Origin of the sequence: Collinsella sp. BA40, assembly GCF_008014645.1 — a bacterium.
In the GTDB taxonomy this organism is placed as follows: domain Bacteria; phylum Actinomycetota; class Coriobacteriia; order Coriobacteriales; family Coriobacteriaceae; genus Collinsella.
The window spans coordinates 19,202-33,378 of the sequence record NZ_VOWY01000003.1; the positions used below are offsets into that span (position 1 = coordinate 19,202).

Annotated in this window: 4 protein-coding genes; 1 reads left to right on the forward strand and 3 read right to left on the reverse strand. The window is 61.6% G+C overall.

Translation table 11 applies throughout. The features are described 5' to 3' along the window. Positions 1-111: 111 nt before the first annotated feature. On the reverse strand, positions 112-5,961 hold the full coding sequence (locus tag E4J93_RS02105) for a beta-N-acetylglucosaminidase domain-containing protein (RefSeq protein ID WP_187231568.1): 5,850 nt from the start codon (positions 5,959-5,961) through the stop codon (positions 112-114). Positions 5,962-6,210: 249 nt separating this feature from the next. Next, positions 6,211-11,187 (reverse strand): discoidin domain-containing protein, encoded by a 4,977-nt coding sequence (locus E4J93_RS02110; RefSeq protein WP_147587838.1) that lies wholly within the window; start codon positions 11,185-11,187, stop codon positions 6,211-6,213. Between the two features lie 694 nt (positions 11,188-11,881). On the opposite strand from E4J93_RS02110, the gene E4J93_RS02115 reads away from it, so the two are divergent. Then, on the forward strand, positions 11,882-12,871 hold the full coding sequence (locus E4J93_RS02115; RefSeq protein WP_147587839.1) for a YitT family protein: 990 nt from the start codon (positions 11,882-11,884) through the stop codon (positions 12,869-12,871). A gap of 141 nt (positions 12,872-13,012) precedes the next feature. Here E4J93_RS02115 and prfA read toward each other — a convergent pair whose 3' ends face one another. Further along, on the reverse strand, positions 13,013-14,080 hold the full coding sequence (gene prfA, locus E4J93_RS02120) for a peptide chain release factor 1 (RefSeq protein ID WP_147587840.1): 1,068 nt from the start codon (positions 14,078-14,080) through the stop codon (positions 13,013-13,015). Between the last annotated feature and the right edge of the window lie 97 nt (positions 14,081-14,177).

The window sequence follows — 14,177 nt, forward strand, 5'->3', positions numbered from 1 at the left end:
CCGTTGGGTGCTTACAGGCATCTGCCGCCGCCCCCATGGTCGCGCGACATGAAAAAGCGGCCATCGGGACGAACCCGATGGCCGCTTCCATGCCTTCGAACGCGCGCGAGACTAGCGCTTGTTCTTGCGGGCCAACACCACGCCGGCAGCGATCACGATGACCGCGACCACGATGATGCCGCCGACCATGACGAGCGAGTTATCGCCCGTGGCCGGAATGCTGGAGCCAGGCTTGCTGGCACCGGGCTTGTTGGAACCCGGCTTGTTGGTGTCGCCCGGCTTGTTGGTGTCACCCGGCTTGTCGACGTTGCCATCGCCCGGGGTGGACGGACGCTGCAGGCCGTCGATCTTGGCGAGGATGTCCGCGGTAGCGGCCTCGACCTCGGCGGTGGTGCCGTTCTTGAGCAGCGCCTTGCCGGTGGCAACGGCGTCCTTCAGAGCGGCAGCGGACTCGGGCGTGAACACGCTCGTATCGATGGCCTCGGCGCGAGCGATCGCATCCTTCAGCGCGACGACGTTCACGAGCTCGGCACGAGCGTCGACGATAGCCTGCGCGAGCGCGCCGTTCTGGGAGGCGTCGTGCGGCTTCTCGGCGTTCGCGATAGCGGTCTCGAGGACCTTCCAGCTCTCTGCGGTGTAATCGTCCTTGTTGAGCTTCTTGGCGTCGGCGATAACGCCGGCAAGGTCGACGGCAACAAGGTTGGCTTTGCACTCGTTGAGCTTCTCGACCGCCTGGGCGATAGCCTCGGCGGTGCCATCCTCAAGCAGCTGCTCGGAAGCCTGGTAGGCATCCTTGTACGGCTTGTAGGACTCCGGCGTGTAAGCGCCCTCGGAGGTCTTCTCGAACTCCGCACGGGCTGCCAGGAGGGCGGTCACGTCGACGAGGCCGTCGCGGGCGGCGAACAGCTTATCCATGGCGGGCGTAAGCTGGGCCGGGTCCTTGACGTCCTTCTGGACGAGGGCCTTCAGCTCGGCGAGAGCGTCGGTGTAGGCCTTGTAGGACGCCTTGGTGTAGGTGCCCTTGTCCCACACGAGCTCGGCATCCTCGACAGCCTGGGCCGCACGGTCGGCAGCGGTGGCATCGAAGACGAGGGCCTCGCGGGCAGCCTTAAGGTTGGCGGCGAGCTCCTTACCCTGAGCATCGGAGAGGTTGTCGGCGTCCTTCAGAGCCTCCGTGGCGGCGGACAGCGCCTGGCTGTACGCATCCCACGTGCCCTTGGTGTACGCGGAACCATCGGTGATGGCGCCGGCAACGAGCTCGGAAAGCTCGGCGTCGGCATAACGGACCACCTTGTTGGCCACGGCGTTCTCCAGACCGGCCTTCAGGGAGGCGGCGGTATCGGCCGTGAGGGTGGACTCGTTCGCAAGCGCGGCCTCGGCGGCGGAGATAGCCTTCTCGAGGGCGGCGCGGCTCGAAGCGGTCCAGGTGGCGGTGTCGGCCTTCTTGGCCTCGGCGAGCGCGGTCTTCAGCTTGGAGATAGCGTCGGAATTCGCGCCGGCGGCCTTGCCGAGCAGGTAGATCTCGGAGATCTGCGGGGTCGTGGCGGCGGGCCACTCGACAACGATGTCCTTCACGGCAGTGAAGTTCACCGCAGCGCGGGCAGGCGCAACGGGGTTGCCGAAGCGGAACTCCTGGGAGTTCTGCTCGATGGTGCCCAGGGTAACGGTCTGGGTCTTGGAGTAGGTGCCGTCGGTATAGAGGACGGCCTTCACCGTAGCGCGGCTGGGATTGCCGCGGGAGATGATGCGGATGCCCTCATAGGCGGTACCGTCGGCCTTCAGCGGCGTGGAGACGTGATAGGTCAGAGCGCCGGCCTTGTCGCCCGCGGGAGCCCACTGGCTCTCGAGGTTCTTATCGAGCATGTTGCTCGGCAGCATGCCGCGCTGCTCGCCAACGGTGCTCTCGAAGTCGCCGCCGGCGTACGTGGACACGTACTCGCCGCCGTTGATACGCAGCTCGCCCAGGCAGATCCAGCGATGGCTGTAGGTGCCGGTGAAGCGGATGCGCAGGTAGCGACCAGAGGCATTGAGCCCCTCGGCCTTGGCGAACATGTTGCCCGGAGCCTCGGAGGAGTGCTTGAGCCACGTTGCCTGCTTGGCCGTGTCCTCGTTGAACTCATCCTCGACGATGTTCTCGCTGTTGATGTCGAGAACCTTGGTCCACTGATCGTCAGCGGCCTTGGGATCGCTCGCGACCTCAATCACGCCGTTGCGGATGAAGTCCTTGCTGGTCTCGGGGATGAAGTACTCGAAGGTATTGATCGTGCGGTTCTGACCGAGGTCGAACACGATCTTGTTTCCGGCCTTGGGCATGCCGGCGATGGTCGAATTGGTACCGATGTTGCCATCGAAGACCTTCGAGACATCGAAGCCGTCTGCGCCGGGCACGTCGCTGGAGACCAGCTGCGGAGCCAGGGAGCCCAGGAAGGAAACGGAGAAGCCGTTGAACGCCACGGAAGCGTTGTCGGCCGTAGCCTTGTAGCCCACATAGCGGGCGTTGACGGGCTCGGAGCCCAGGGCATTCCACTCAAGGCCGTTCATGGAATACATAAGGGTGGCGTTGGCGGCGTTGGTCTTGCCGGCCGTTGCCTTGACCTCGCGACGGATGCTGCCAAGGTCGATGGCGACGGCGTCGCCGTTCTTGGGCAGGGTCACCGTTGCGTCGGTGGTGTTGGCGCCCTCGCCCGTCACGCGAGCCTTGAGGCTGGCGTTCGGCAGCTTGAAGGTGCTGTAGATGTTGTCGGTCGAGAACGAGTAGCGCTCGTAGGCCTCGAACTCGAAGAGCTTGAACCAGCTGGCGGTGTTGCTGTTGGAAACGAGCTTGACCGCGGTGGCCTCGACCGTGGAGAAGTTCTTGACCTCGTCGGTGGAACCGCTCAGGTCGCAGGCCTTCTTCCAGTTGCCGGAGGCAGCGTTGGGGGTCTCGTCGGTGGTGTAGTACACCGAAGCGGACGTGAACTTATCGGCACCCGAGTCCTGCAGGACGCGCACGGTGTCGATCTTCACCTTGCCACCAAGGGTGAGCATGACCCAGTCGTTCTGCTGGGTGTTGCGGCTGCTCCAGAACTGCGTGGTCTCGTCGCCGTCGATGGCGCGGCCGATCACGTTGTTCTGGTAGGTGGGCAGGTTGGTGGTCACGGTCTTGGCAGCCGCGACCTCCTCGCCGGCCGTCGCATACAGGTCGGCAACACGCCACCAGATGTCCTTGCGCGCATTGTTTACGACCTTGATGGCCTTAGCCTCAACGGTCTTGCCCAGCTTGATGGTCTGGGAAGTCTTGTTGTTGATGGCGCCGGCCTCGTGCCACGTGCCGTCGGCGGTCTGATAGAACGCGGTGCCGTTATCGATGGCGTCGCCGCCGTTGTTCGAAAGCGCCTGCTTGAAAACAACGGCGTCGATGGACTTCACGCCGTCGAACGTCACGATCACAGCGGCGCCCGGCTCGGTGCCATCGTCCTTCTGGGAACCGACGCCGTGCGTCAGCCAGGCCTCGGTGTTGTCCTTACCGTCGGAGGCGTTGCTCAGCGGCTTGGAATTGTCGGCGCTGACCTGCTTCTCCAGCGAAACGGTGCCGAAGAAGGTGGCCGACTCGGCAGCCGGGCCGTCGACCTTGTTGATCTCGACCTCGTTGATGGTGAGCCAGCACGCGCCCTCGTTGTTGGCGGTGGCGTACAGACGGACGCCGAAGACGTCCTTCTGGTTCAGGTCCTTGAAATCAACCACGCGCTCGCGGCTGTTGCTGATGGTCTTGCCGTCAACATCGACCCACGCGCGACCGCTCTCGGTCTCCTTCAGCACCTGCAGCTTGCCGGTGCGGACGGTGTCGTTGAGATGCTCCGCATCGTAGGTGATGGTGAAGCGATCGAGGTCGAACGCGTTGGTCTTCTCGATACCGAAGAACGTGCCCTCGGTGATGGTGGCCGGGTCCTTGTAGCTCAGACCGGTGTTGGCCTTGCCGTCGAACAGAACGTCGGTTTTGGCAGACGGGCTGTCGGTACGGCTGGTCACGAACTTGGTGAAGTTTGCATCGGGGTTGGAAGCCAGCTCGGCGCGCTCGGCGACATAGGTGTCCAGAGCGTTGATGGTCGGCACGATGTGCGCCTTGCCGATGCGGGCATACTCGGTGTGGTTCACGTAGTGATAGCCATGGCCGTTGGCCTCGTCCAGCTTGGCGGTGCCCTCGGAGTACTTGGCGATCAGCGTGGACTTGTCACCCTTGAGATCGGCCTTCACGGCTTCGAGCTCGAGAAGGGCGGCCTCGGACTGCTCGGACATGGCGTCAACCCAGTACACGATCTGGTTGAGCATGGCCTTGTTGCCTGCGCCAGCACGATAGGACTCGGCGATCTTCTTCAGCTCGGTGAAGATCTGGGTCATCTCGGTGACGTCGTCCTCGGTCACGGTGCCGGTGGAAAGCTTAGTGCGGAATGCGGCAAGCTTGTCCTTGATAGCAGCGGACTCGCCGTTCTCCCACGTAGCGCCACCGCCGTACATGCGCAGGGCATGGCCGGAGAGGGACTTGAGAGCGTTGGAGCCAGCCGTGGCGACCGGGGAGTTATGGTCGACGTAGGAGAACGAATCCTCCCACGCCTGGTTGGCATGGTCCTCGGACTTCCAGAGGTTCCAGGTGAAGTCGGCATTCATGAAGATGCCCTGCTTGGAAGGCTCGGACTGCTGCATGGGGTTGAGCACGACGCCCTTGACCTGGCCCGGCTTCACATCGGAGCCCAGGAAGTTGTTGTGGCCGCCCATGTGCAGGGCGTCCTTGTCGTTATCGGAGCACGGCCAGTTGATCCACATGAAGGGAGCAACGCCGGAGTTGCGCTGGAAAGCCGAGGCGAAGTTGCCATCGATCTTACCCCAGACGCGACCGCCGGTATTAACAACCTGGATGTTGTCGGGAAGCTGGCTATACCAGCCCTCGCCGTAGCCCATGTAGTTCACCGGGCAGAAGATGATGGTGTCCTTGAGGCCGGGGTACTTGAGCGAACCGTCCTCGTTGATGGCCTTCTGCTGCTCGCGAATCCACTCGGTCATCTCCTTGCAGAGCTTGATGTAGAGCGCGTTGCCCTGATTGCCAGCGTCGTCTGCCAGGATGGAGATCTGGCGGACGCCGTTATCCATGACCTGGATGAACTTCTTCTTCAGGATGGCGACGGACTCATCGTAGTTCGCGTTGGTGATGGGGTTGCTCATGAAGGGATGCAGCGCGTACACGAAACGGCACTTGGAAGCGTTGCCGGCCTCGGCCAGCGGAGCGATCTTCTCCTTGAGCTCCTGCTCGGTGTACAGGGTGCGCCACTGAGCGTTGTGCTTGGGATCGTCCTTGGGAGCATACACGTATGCGTTGAGCTTGTAATAGCCGCCCCACTTCATGAGGTTGACGCGGTCCTCGGTGCTCCAGGGATTGCCATAGTAGCCCTCGATGAAGCCACGGGTGATGACGTCGGCGTAGTCTGCAACGGTGAAGGCGCGCAGAGATGCGCCGTCGGTCTGCTGCAGGATCTGGTACAGGGTGGTCAGACCGTAGTATGCGGCGTCGGTGCTGGCGCCCAGAACGATCACGCGGTCGGGCGTATCGCCCTTGGCGGGCAGCGAAGCGAGCAGATACGCATCGGTCTTGCTGAACAGGTCGTCGGCCACGGTCAGCTCGCCGGACTTGGTGAGCTCGGTCACCATCGTGTCGACGACGCCGTTGGAGCCCTTGACGCCCACCAGGATGTTGGTGGAGCGCTTGCCACCGAGCCCCTTGGCCTTCTTGGCCTTCATGCCCTTCAGAGCCAGAGACTCGTTGAGGCGCGCTTCGGTATCCGCATCGATGCCGTCCTCGAGCACGACGTTCGCTTCCTTGCGAAGCGTCTGCGTGCCCTCGGCATAGGTCACCGCATGCGGAGTGGGATAAATCTGGTAGTCACCCTCTGCAGCCCAAGCGGGTGTGGCGGCACCGAATGCCGTCAGCACACACAGCGTTAGGGAGCAGAGGATGAACGACCAAATTGTCCGATTACTCGAAACAGTTCGATTCATTCATCCTCCTACTTGCTGTACGAACAGTACTATTGCAGCGCAGCGTGGCGCCCTGCCGAGCAACAGGGGCGCAACGCTGCGCAAGCAACCGAAACGAAGATTACTTTATCAAAAGCACCGCCCCCGAAGGAGCGGTGCTTTCACCCGAGATTATGCCGTTAGGCATATCCCATTATGAGCCTGCTACTTCACCAGGTCCTTCTCCGCCATGCGGTGCAGGAACGCGGCCATGTCGCAGCGGACGATCTGGTCGTAGGGGCGGAACGTCTTAGTGCCGTCGGCCTCGACGAAGCCGGTGGAGACGCCCTCCGCGGCCAGCCACAGCACAGCCTCGCGGTGCGGCGTGTCCTTCGTCACGTCGGCGAAGGCGTCCTTCGCCTCGAACTTCGGCTCGCCGGCCAGGCGATACAGGAACGCGGCCATGTCGCAGCGAGTGATCTCGGCGTAGGGGCGGAACTCGGCCTTGCCGTCGGCGCCCTTGAAGCCGGTAGAGATGCCCTCCGCGGCGAGCCACTGGATGGCGTCGCGGTGCGGGGTCTCCTTGTCGACATCGGTGAAGGCCGGGGCCTTATCGGCGTCGAACTTCGGCTCGCCGGCCAGGCGGTAGAGGAACGCGGCCATGTCGGCGCGCTTCACCGTGGCGTAGGGACGGAACTCGAAGGTGCCGTCGGGCTTGGCCCAACCCTTGGAGATGCCGTTAGCGGCCAGCCAGACGATGTGATCGGCGTGCGAGGTGTTCTTATCGACGTCGACAAACGTGATCTCTTCGGACTGGTCACCGTCGAGGCGCAGGGCAACGATGGCCTCGGCAAGCCTCTGGGCAGAGTTGTAGACGGCGTTCACGTCGCCGGTCTGCGAAGCCAGAACGTCCTTCGAGGCGGACAGCGCCGTCTGCATCGCATCCCACGTTGCCTTGGTGAACTGGTCGTGCTTGCAGGGACCATCCTGCTTGACGAGCTCGGCAGCGGCGATAACGGCCTTCAGGCGGTCGAAGTTGGGAGCAGCGGCGGCATCGGACAGACGAAGCTCCGCAGCGGCGCCGTTGCCGTTGTTGGCCTTCACCCAAACGAGCTTGACTGCCTTCACGCCGTTCTGACGGTCGAACTTGATCATGATCGGGTCGAGGCCGGTGACCTTGAGGTCGCCCTCCTTCACCTTGGTGAAGGACGTGCCGTCGGTGCTGACCTCGATGCGGTACTTCTGGATGTTGCCGTTGGTGCCCGTCTGGCGCGGGGTGTACTGAATGCCGTCGACATCCATGGGGGCCTTGCCGGTCAGCGTTACCCAGTGCTCGCCCGTGGTGATGCTCCAGTCGCTGTGCCACATGGAGCTCAGGTTGCCGTCGAGCGTCTTGGACGCGTCGTCGCCGCCCTGGTGCGAGCTGTCCTTCGCAACGAGCGTTGCGGGATCGATAAGGGTCAGGTCGGTGCTGGCCTTCGGCTTCAGGCCGTCGAGAGCGCGTACGATCTCGGCGGTATAGCCGTCAACGGTCTCCTGCATGGAAGCGGGGAGATCGGAGCGGACCTTGCCCCATGCCATCTGGAGGGTGGCGACGGAGTCATCGGTGAACAGGTCCGTAAGGGTCTCGGCGTAGTCGCCGCCCTGCAGCTGAGTATATGCGTCGATGCGGCAGTAGTCGGCCTTATCGAACTCGGTCTTCTCGAGCAGCGCGTTGATCTTGGCCGTAAGGTCAGCGATGACCTCGGCGGACGGATCCATCTGCTTGAAGACGTCATACGCCTGGTCGAGCAGCTCGCGCATGCCCTCGATCTTGTGGGACTTCAGGACGGACTCAGCCGTAACGACGGCGTAGTCGAGCTCCATGGTGGAGTTGAACTCCTTGGCCGTGGAGATGCGGACGTCGTCGACATAGCCCTGGAAGGCATTCGTCTTGGAGCCGATGACGTTCACGGGGAACATGTTGGTGGCCTTGAGCTTGGCACGCTGCTTGGTGCCGACCGTGTCGACCAGCTTGCCGTTGACCCACAGCTCGGTCTGCTCGAACTTGTTCTTGAACTCGAGCTCGACCCAGTCGTTCAGCGGCAGGGTGTAGTTGAAGGAGTAGGCGCGGTTCTCACGCGTGATGCCCACCTTGCCGGTGCCCTTCTGGACAGCCATGATCTGGCCGTACTCGGACTCGAAGAGAACCTGCGGCTCGGTGGAGGCGCTCGAGCGCTTCACCTTCACGCGAAGGTCGTTGCCCAGACCGATGGTGGTGAGCGCATCGTCCTTCACGGAGACGAAAGACTTCTCGCCGTTGAGCTTGAGGGCGTTGCGGCCATCGACCTTCTCGATCGCGGCGTTCTCGCCGGCAACCAGATCGCGCTTCATGCCGGAAGCGTCGGACAGGTCCTCCATGCTCCACTGAGCGATGGCGCCGTTCTCGGCGGTGGCGACGTTGTAACCGAAGTTGGTGTTGGGGGCGTCGCCAAGACCAGCGATAGCGTCCTTGGCAGCGGCGGTGTTCATGGAACCCTTGCCCCAGCCGTTCGCGCCAAACAGGCCGGCGGAACGGTTGATACGGTCGTAGATGTCGTACTCAGACATACCGTTTTCCTGGTTGTCGCACATGTCGTTCCACACGGCGAAGGAGCCACCCAGGATCTGGGGGTCACCAGCGGGAATCATGTAGCCGCTGATGCCGTTCAGGGGATCGGTGTACGCGCTATCGGACAGGTAGTCGTAGTAGTAGCCGGCGTTGGGGACGATGTAGAACACGCCGTCCTGGCAGTCGATCAGCTCGAAGCCCAGGTCGTACATGCTCTTCATGTCTGCCCAGCCGGGGTTCCACAGATCCATCTGACGGCGCTGGCCGGACTCGGACACGCCGCTGACGTTGACATCGCCCTTGATGGTGGTAAGGGAGCCCCAGACGCGGGCGGTCTTGCCGTTGTCCTCGGCGTACTTGAACATGTCGTTCACGAAGCGACGATAGGCGTTGCCGTCGGCGCTGTACTCGTCGGCGCCGATGTGAATGGTATCGGTGCCAGCAAAGGTGGAGGTGTCGCCACCCTTGACGTACTCGTCGAAGATGCTCTGAACGAAAGCAAGGCTATCGCTGTAGAGCGAGGTGAGGTTGAGGTGGTCGTTCTGACGGCCATCGGTACCGTGGCGCAGGTCGGGACGAACCTTGGTGAAGGACAGGGAGTGAGCCGGGGTGTCGATCTCGGGGATGATGTTCACGCCGAGAGCAGCAGAGTGCTCGATGAAGTCCTTGAACTCAGCCTTGGTGTACCAGACATCCTTGGCGGTGAGGTCGGCCTTGTTCTTGCCGTTGTTGCCGCCTTCCTTGATGCTGGACTCGAGACGGAACGCGTTATACGCCTGGAAGACGTCCTTGCCGGCACGCGTGTACTCCTCGAGGGGGATGTAGTTGTCGTTCAGGTGAACATGGAAGTCATTCAGCTTGAACCAAGCCATCTGCTTGGTCATCTGCTGCAGCCAGTCCATGGTGAAGGTCTTACGACCCACATCGAGGATAAGGCCGCGGACCTTGTACAGCGGGTAGTCGCGCGCGGTACCAACGGGGAAGGAGCCGTTGCCGGTCTTCATGCCCTGGAGGATGGTCTTGGCGCCCCAGTTAGCGCCGGCGACCTTCTCGGCGGTCACGGTGATCTTGTCGCCCTTGGCCTCGACGAGGTAGCCCTCGTCCTGCAGGCCCTTGGACTTGTCGGTGGTCAGGGTAAAGAAGATATCGCCCGCGTTGGCAGACGTACCCTTCACCACGGACAGCTCGATGCCGGTTACGGCCTGGAAATCGGAAGCGAACTCATCGGCCATGGCCTTGAGGGAGTCGTCGCTGAAGACGACGCGCTTGGCGGAAGCCGCGGCGAAGGAGCCGGTGCCGCCGACCCACTCGCGGAGCTCGGGCACGATCGACGGAGCAGCGTTGCCGGCCTTGGCTGCGGACAGCGTGCCGGGGACGGTAACGTCAAACTCCTTGAACGCGTAATCAGTGCTGTCCTTCTTATTGGTGATCTTGAAGGAAGCCTTCACCGTCACGTTCGCGATGGGATGGAAGATCGTGCCATCGAGACCGATGACCTGCTCGTAATCGGTACCGTTGTACTTGATCTCATAGCCCTCGGGAGCCTCGGGGAGCTCGTACTGGAGCGTCTGGGTCTCAGCGGTAACCGGAGCGATCTTGATGTCGTTCAGATACTCAGCGGGCTGCTTTGCAGGCGCGGGCGGAACCTCGTTCCAAGCCTCGAACTCCATGCAGGAGACACCGTACACGCTGCTCATAGCGCTCACGCGAAGAAGAACGTAGCGTCCCGTAGCAGGCTTAGCAAGGGTGATCTTGTTCTCGCCCTTGGTGTTGTTCTGCTCGTCCACAACCGGAGTGCCCCAGTTTTCGACAGAATCGCCGGCGGCATCCCACGCGGCCTTGTTATCGGTCACATAGACCTGATACTTCGTGGCGTAGTTTTCCGCATTCTCCCAGAGGATGTCGAAATACTTGATGGTCTCGGTCTTTCCAAGATCGACACGCAGCCACTGCACCGGCTGGGCCTCGGTCATCCAGCGATCGGCCTTGCCATCCTTCTTTTTACCGTCAACGGCGCGCGCACCATTCTGCAGGTGGTAGTCGGCGCTCGCCTTGGTGGTCTTCTTAAGAGTGAGGTTCACAGCCTCGGAAGACTCGGGATCGGTGGAGCCGCCCTTGCCGTACACCTCCATCTCGCCGCAGGAAACGCTCGGATAATTGGAGACCTTGGTCACCAGGAGCTTCACATAGCGGCCCGTTGCCGGCTTTTCCAAAGTGACATCGGATGCCTCGGAGGTGTTGCCCGTTACGGTCGCAACCGGGTTGCCCCAGTCTTCCGTGCTGTTCGACACAAACAGCTTGAAGTCCGCAGCATGCTCGTCCTTGCTCTCCCAAGTCAGCTTGACGCGAGAGATCTCGGTAGCCGTCTTAAGGTCGACATACGCCCACTGCTCCGGACCCTCCTCGGAGGACCAGCGCGTCTTCGGATCGCCATCGGTCAACGCCGACGCCGGAAGGGTGTCGTACGGTGCCTTGCTTACTGTCACCTCCTTATTGAGTGCCAGGTTCGCGGGTCCGGCCGCATATGCGGCGGGCGTCGTGGAAACCACGCAGATCAGCGCGAGCGCCACTGCGAAGAAACCATTCAGCACCTTTCTTGCCCTTGATATCATTCCCTCTCCTTTTGTCTCACGATGTCGCCGCGATTCGACGACATTCGACCGACATAATCCATTCAACCTTACCGTTCACTTTCGTAAACGGCGGTTAGAGGCCGGTGAGCGGTATTAGAGAATATGCGGCTTTATACAGCTCAACATCGGGCTCACATCTTCACGAAACAAAGCGCAGACCCTGTAACCACGCGCTTTTTCGCTAGATGCGCACCTCCGCCTCGCAGCGCATATAACCGTCATATTTCTGTATACATTTGCTCACCGAATCTTCTGCAATCTTTAATCGCCTTATTCATTCTTAAGTCTTTCGGTAAACGGTCGCTATTTGTCATGAGTGGTTATTCACATATAACTTGTATTTAATCTTGAATACCACTAGCTGCAGGCTTGTTGCGAGTCCCATCAATGCGGCCTTCAGGCGTGGAGACCGTCGACCCGGCGAAGCAGGTGCTCAATATGCAAAACCATGCAGATAGGCACCCCATCCAATCCATCGACCGCGGTCGCAGCTCCTCCACCGCCTCCATCTATGTATATTAGTGTGCCCCCGTTCGCACGAGACAAGCCGCACCGCCCCGCCGCTTCGGCTAGGCACATTGTGGTGTTACAAAATGTGCGCGATGGAGCCTGGAGAAAGGGCTATGTTTGGCCTAGGGAAGCATGCTATCCGGTATGACCGAAGGGGGACGCCATGCCTGAAGATCCGCAACTTGTTAAACTCAAGCATCTTGGCCGCTATGTTGTGGTGCGTCGCGCCATCACGCTCGCATGCGTATGCGCATCCGCCCTGCTGCAAACCTACGTTATCCAAGCATTCGTCAATCCCGCCAGCCTGCTTTCGGGAGGGTTTACCGGCGTTGCCCTCCTCCTCGAACGCGTCGCCCATCTTATGGGCGCCAGCCTGCCCGTCTCCATAGGCGTCCTGCTGCTCAACATCCCCGTCGCGCTCTTTTGCTGGCGCTCCATAAGCAAGCGCTTCGTCCTCTTCTCCATGGTCCAGGTGGGGTTGCTCAGCGCGTTTCTCAAGATCTTCTCGTTCCAGCCCATCTTGGGAGAGACGTTTCTCAACGTGATCTTCGGCGGCGTCTTGAACGGCATCGCCATCGCCATCGCCTTGAAAAGCGGGGCGTCTACCGCCGGCACGGACTTCATCGCCCTCTACGTTTCCAACAAGACCGGTAAGACGATCTGGCCCTATGTGTTCGCGGGCAATTGCTGCATCCTGGCGATCTTCGGCTCTATCTTCGGATGGGAGCACGCCGCCTATTCCATTGTGTTCCAATTCATATCGACCAAGGCCATCGACGGCTTCTACCATCGGTACAACCGTTCCACCCTGCTCATCACCACCAAGAAACCCCAGGAAGTGGCCCGCGCCTACACGGACACGCTCCATCACGGCGCCAGCATCATCGACGCCACGGGCGCATTTAGCGGCGAACCCGTCGGTATCATCCATACCGTGCTCTCCACCTACGAGGTGGGGGATGCCATCCGACTCATCCGCTTCGTCGATCCGCGCGCCGTGGTCAACGTGCTCAAGACCGATGACTTCGTTGGCAACTTTCATCGCGCCGGCATCGACGAACCGCTTCCAACCGAGGTCGAGAACGGTGAATCACCCGACTCGATTCTGGAGCTCATCGCGCGCAAGCAGCACGACGACCATGCGGGCCAATAAAAAACGACGCAGCTTACGAGCATCCACCCGCACCGACAACCCGCGCGCGGGCGCCCTCGTCCCGCTGTTTTAAAAAAGGCCGCCGGCATAAAGCCGACGGCCCGTCTTCACTGGTATGTTGCCCGTTAGCCCGGTGGCGCCTTAGACCGCCGCCGCCAGCTTCTCGGCACGCTCGGCTGCAGCCAGCGCCTCAATCACGTTGGAAAGCAGGTCGCCCAGCAGCACACCGTTATACGTGGAGTTGAAGCCGATGCGGTGATCGGTCACGCGGTCCTGCGGCTGGTTGTACGTGCGGATCTTCTCGGAACGGTTGCCGTGGCCGATCTGGCTGGAGCGCTCGGCACCCAGCTCGGCCTGCTGGCGCTCGAGCTCCATCTCGTACAGGCGCGCACGCAGCATCTGCATGCAGACCTCGCGGTTCTGGATCTGGGAGCGCTGCTCCTGGGACTGGACCACGGTGTTCGTGGGCAGGTGGGTGATGCGCACCGCCGAGTAGGTGGTGTTGACGCACTGGCCGCCGGGGCCGGAAGCGCAATAGGTATCAATACGCAGGTCGGACTGGTTGATCTGCACGTCGATCTCTTCGGCCTCGGGCAGAACGGCCACGGTAGCGGTAGAGGTCTGGATGCGCCCCTGGCTCTCGGTCTTGGGAACGCGCTGGACGCGATGGACGCCGGACTCGTACTTCATGACCGAGTACACCTTGTCGCCCTCGACCTTGAACTCGATGCTCTTGAAGCCGCCCGCCTCGGAGGGGCTGGAATCCAGGACCGTCATCTTCCACTTCTTGGACTCGATGAAGCGCTGGTACATCTTGAAGAGATCGCCCGCGAAGATAGCGGCCTCGTCGCCGCCGGCTGCGGAGCGGATCTCGATGATGGTGTTCTTCTCGTCGTTGGGATCGCTCGGGATGAGCATGAACTTGATGTCCTCTTCAAGCTTGGGCAGCTTGCCCTCGTTCTCGGAGATCTCCATCTGGAGCATCTCCTTCTCGTCGGCATCGGACGCCTCGCGCAGCATCTCCTTGGCAACCTCGATATCATCGAGCGCGGCGATATACTCGCGCGCAGCGTTCACCAGGTCGGTCTGGTGCGCGTACTCCTTGTTGAGGCGCGTGAACTCCTTGATATCGCTGGCGACCGCCGGGTCGGACAGCTTCTTCTCGAGCTCTTGATACGCAACGATGATCTTCTCAAGCTTCTCGCGCATGATGCACTCCTTCTAACTGAATCAACGGGTAGAGCGCCGCTGGCACGCGACGCGGTTTCAGGGACGGCGGCCGACGGCCGCCAAGCGCCACCGCTTC

Excerpts from the sequence above, each read along its gene's own strand:
- E4J93_RS02110 (WP_147587838.1), bottom strand. The coding sequence starts at position 11,187 with ATGATATCAAGGGCAAGAAAGGTGCTGAATGGTTTCTTCGCAGTGGCG.
- prfA (WP_147587840.1), bottom strand. The coding sequence starts at position 14,080 with ATGCGCGAGAAGCTTGAGAAGATCATCGTTGCGTATCAAGAGCTCGAG.
- E4J93_RS02115 (WP_147587839.1), top strand. The coding sequence starts at position 11,882 with ATGCCTGAAGATCCGCAACTTGTTAAACTCAAGCATCTTGGCCGCTAT.